Origin of the sequence: Prosthecobacter sp. (genome assembly GCF_044232965.1) — a bacterium.
GTDB lineage: Bacteria > Verrucomicrobiota > Verrucomicrobiia > Verrucomicrobiales > Verrucomicrobiaceae > Prosthecobacter.
In genome coordinates this window covers 1-3,483 of record NZ_JBIIKX010000151.1, presented here as the reverse complement: position 1 = coordinate 3,483, position 3,483 = coordinate 1, and the positions used below count along the sequence as shown (strand labels likewise).

The following is a 3,483-nucleotide window of genomic DNA, read 5'->3' as shown; positions in this document are numbered from 1 at the left end:
CAGTTCTCCATTTTGGAATGAGCCGGGCCCAGGAATCCCGCCGCGTGGGGAGGAGAGCCGGTGTCCGTGGTGAAGTGCAGCAGCGAACCGATCCAACGCGAAGCATTGTGCGTGGACTCCGTGCGCAACGCCTGCAACGCACGGCGGAAATACGGCGAATAAGTCTGCTCCACCTCCGGGCAGATGTGCTGATAGTGCCGCGTGGCAGCGGGAAAGAGCAGGTAGTCGTCGGCATAGAAAACCTCGTCCGAGCGCACGAGCAACGACTGCCGGAGATCGGCCATCCACACATATTGCGTGAGTCGTTTCGCATCGGGGCCGAGCTGCCGCACCAGCGGATCATTTGCGCCCATCGCGTCGAGCGCCGCCTGCGCGATCTCACCATGCGGCCCCCAGGCGAAGGCGTTCACTGAGAGCAGGACGGCGCTGATAATGGTAAGAGTGAGTTTCATAATGAGTGGGTGAATGGAATGAACCGTTCTATGCCGTCAGCGCGAAACCGCTTACCGCGCATTCGGTCATGCGCAGCGACAGCGTGCCTGCGTCCAGACAGCTTTGCGGGATGGTGAAGGTGACATACGAGCCGTTGCGCTCGGTAGAGTTCTCAATGGGGTGCCAGTCATTGCCATTGGCGGAGACCGACAACCCGGTGGGTTCGTCGGAGATGGAGGCCATGAGGACGACGCAGCGCTTTGCTTTTCCTTTTGCGAGGCTGAGCGGGAACTCGTAGTCGAGCTGGCGCACGTAGGTCCAGTAGTTCAGGCACCAGGCGGCCTTGGTCGTGCGGCGGTAAGGTTCATCGCCTTCACCGACGAGCACCTTCCACAGCAGATCCTCCTGATTCTCGAACGGCAAAAACAGAGGCTCTGCCTTTGCCGTCACCTCGGGTGCGGAGAGCGTGTAACCGGCGGCATCTCCGACGTGGCGGAAGATGCGGCCCACGAGTCGTCCTGCACTAAAGCACCAGACCCAGTAGCCGGGATTCTCCTTGCCCCAGGAAGTGCGGTTGCCCGCAGTGATCCAGGCATTCATCACATTCTCGCCGCGCGGGATGGTAAACTGACGGTCACGATTCTCGTGCTCATGCCCGCCGATGAGCCAGAGCTTGCCACGCGCTTCCGCAAAGGCTGCGCGCACGGCGGAGGTGATGCCACGCTCGCGCACGAGGCTGCCCACGGAGGGCTGATGGACGGCGGTGATGAGTGTGCCGCCGGGGCGATGCAGTTTTTTCACCTGATCGCAAAACCACGCCTGTTGGGCATCGCCGAGCAGGCCGCAGCTCCCGCCATTGGCAATGATGAACGGCACGCCTTTGGTCTCGAACGCATGAGTCACCGGTGTGTCGCCATACACGCTGCGAAACAGTCCAAGGTCGTCCTCGCCGGGGTAGGTGTCGTGGTTGCCGAGCGTGAGCTTCACCGGAGCGAGCCGCGCGAGTTCTTCATAGTGCGGCTTCATCGCGCGATACTCTTCCACGGCGATCTGGCGGTCGGCCTCGTTGGGAATGGTGCCGAAGCTGCGGGAGGCGGCGCAGATCAGATCTCCCACGATGCCGATAAATGAGGGACGTGGATTCATCGGCGCGATTTCGGCGATCATCGGCGGCAGAATATTTTCCGGCTTGCCGCCGCCGTAGTGAATGTCAGCCATCCACAGCGCGGTGAAGCTGTCGCCTGCGTGCGGGTCAAACCCGAGCTGTTTGTAGGCCTCCTCCAACGTGGCGGCGCGGCGTGGTTCATTCACGACTGCCGCGAGGGAACGATGCAGCGGCGTGAGGGCGGTCGAACCGAGAGCGGCTCCGGTTTGATGCAGAAAATGGCGACGGTTCATGGTGGAGTGTTGGAGTCACGGTTTCTGAAACGGCACAGCGGCTTCACGCAAACGCCGCTGGAGTTCCGCTGCATCCACGCGCTGCACGGAGATTTTGCCCTTTTGCGCCAGCGCGGCAGCGGTGCCAGCGGCTTGGCCGAGCATCATCCAGGTGGGCTCGACCCGGAGGGAGTTGAAGGCCACGCGGGAACTGCTCAGGGCGCAGGTGACGAGGAGGTTCTCGCACTCGGCGGCCTTCGGCGTGAGGACGCGATAGGGAATCTCGTAAATGGGCGGGATGACGAGAAAGCCGCCTTCATTGATGACTTCTTTGCCATCGGGCGTGGCGAGGCGGCGCACGACATGCGAGTCCACCGGAAAGCAGCCGAGGGAGATGGCGTCGGGCTTGGTGAGCTCGTCGAAGAGATCGCGCTGGGTCATGACAAAGTCGCTGATCATGCGGCGGCCTTCGCGGGTCGGTTGGGGTTCGATCATAGCGCAGACAACCTCTCCACCAACTCTTTGTGCTCCCGTTGGCTGAGATCGCGATCAAACACCAAGACCGCCGCAAGCCTGCCATTCCAACCGCAATCCCGGCCGGACTGGTTCATCAGATTGAAAAGCCTGTCTGCTGTATCTGTCGCGCCACTTTTCAGGCGAAGCGCATAAACCTGCCAACCCGCGGTGATGCTTTCCGTTTCCGCTCCGGGCAAAAGGCCCTTCCACGAATGGTAATGGGATAGCGGGTGGATGCGCCTCCAGTGGTTCGTATCGTCAATCTGAAGGGTATTCACCGCCACGGCCTGCCCGGCGCCAGACCCTGTGGCGTGGGAGCAGGCGATGTAGATCGCCGCCGTGTTCAGCGCTTGCAACTTGGCCTCCGCGCCGTCGAAAACCAGGCGATTGCTGGAGCCTCCCGTGTTTTCGAGCGCTGGTTTGCCGGTGCTGCTGCCCGTAGGCAACAACGCAAGCGACTGACCGGGCGGCGTAATCCAACGCAAACCCGAAATAGGACATTTCAAATTCAATCCGTTTGAGCCGTCACTTTCCGCATTGGACGCGAGAAGCATGAGTTTCAAGCCTGTCATGTCCCCCAGGTTCTTTGGAACCGCCGGAGGAACCGCACGACTGCCCTTGAAATCGCCACGAGTGGTTTTCCCGACACCAGCGCCGATGTGCGTGAACCAGACAGAACTGCGGGTGCCAACGCCCGCTCGAGTCGGCATGGGGTATTTGGGGTTCTTGTTATTCGATGTCCCTTGCTCTGCCGCGTCTGTGGAGATCAGGATCCCGAATAAATCGCCACCGAGAGGAACCAAGCCATTATACATGTGCTTTTCCAAATCGCCGGCGGCTGGATAATCCGCACGGCGCACGCCAATGATCGGGGAGTCATCCGCGCCATTGACACGTTGCCAGGGGCCACCAAGAGACTCTGCATAGCATACTCTCATGACGAGGTCGATGGCCCCGGAGGTGTCGCCGTCTGCGTTACCCCGCCCGACATGCAAGTATCTTCCGCTTTCCGTGCGCCAGACTTGTGGCTGGGTTTGCGACCAATTGGGAGGCAACCAGGAGGCGATTTCCCATGTCCACTCGCTGGGCGGCGATGCAGCTTGAGCGGCGGCAATCTTGAACACTTTCATCCCCACCGCTTCGTTGTGGCGGATAACG

The 3,483-nt window shown here is 61.0% G+C and carries 4 protein-coding genes; all 4 read right to left on the bottom strand.

Going from position 1 to position 3,483, the window contains the following annotated elements:
• The coding region (locus tag ACILSI_RS26855) for a hypothetical protein (RefSeq protein ID WP_395725009.1) at positions 1 to 452 on the bottom strand (452 nt) is incomplete at its 3' end.
• Between the two features lie 28 nt (positions 453 to 480).
• The gene (locus ACILSI_RS26850; RefSeq protein ID WP_395725008.1) at positions 481 to 1,830 is read right to left on the bottom strand and encodes a metallophosphoesterase family protein; all 1,350 of its coding nucleotides are present in this window, start codon (positions 1,828 to 1,830) and stop codon (positions 481 to 483) included.
• 15 nt (positions 1,831 to 1,845) lie between these two features.
• Complete coding sequence (locus ACILSI_RS26845; RefSeq protein WP_395725007.1) at positions 1,846 to 2,304, bottom strand: FAD-dependent oxidoreductase; 459 nt, start codon at positions 2,302 to 2,304, stop codon at positions 1,846 to 1,848.
• A partial coding sequence (locus ACILSI_RS26840; protein WP_395725006.1) for a hypothetical protein occupies positions 2,301 to 3,483 on the bottom strand: 1,183 nt, incomplete at its 5' end. The genes ACILSI_RS26845 and ACILSI_RS26840, both read right to left, overlap by 4 nt.